Source organism: Mesorhizobium sp. M0184, from assembly GCF_040322215.1.
Classification (GTDB): domain Bacteria; phylum Pseudomonadota; class Alphaproteobacteria; order Rhizobiales; family Rhizobiaceae; genus Mesorhizobium.
Genome location: NZ_JAMYSZ010000120.1, coordinates 1 through 567 on the forward strand (window position 1 = coordinate 1; position 567 = coordinate 567).

General features: G+C 57.1%; 1 protein-coding gene. It reads left to right on the forward strand.

The features are described 5' to 3' along the window. On the forward strand, positions 1–567 hold a 567-nt coding region (locus tag NKJ23_RS34580), incomplete at both ends, for an IS6 family transposase (RefSeq protein ID WP_352685208.1).

Below are 567 nucleotides of genomic sequence, written 5' to 3' on the forward strand. Positions count from 1 at the left end.
GCGATCTGGAAGAGATGATGGCCGAGCGCGGCATTCACGTCGACCATTCCACTGTCCACCGCTGGGTCGTGCATTTTTCGCCTCTGCTGCTTGAACGCTTCAACCGGAGAAAACGTCCGGTCACCGGCAAGTGGCACGTTGATGAAACTTATGTCCGGGTGCGTGGTCGCTGGATGTATCTCTACCGCGCCGTCGACAGCGTGGGCGATACGGTCGAATTCTTTTTCAGCGAAAACCGTGACCTGCCGGCGGCCAAAAGCTTCTTACGGAAGGCCCTGCAGCGCCATGGCAGGCCGGAACGTATCGCCATCGACGGCAGCCAGACCAATCACGAGGCCATCCGATCTTGCGATCTTGAAAATCGCCTGCGGGATCGATCGCGACGAGCACTGAAGCCGATCAGAATCCGCAAGAGCCAGTATTTCAACAACCGCATCGAACAGGATCATAGGCGCATCAAGCGCCGCGTCCGGTCCATGCTCGGCTTCAAGTCAACGACAACCGCCAAAATTATCCTCTCGGGCATCGAGATGGTTCATATGATGCGCAAACGACAGGCCAGGTTTG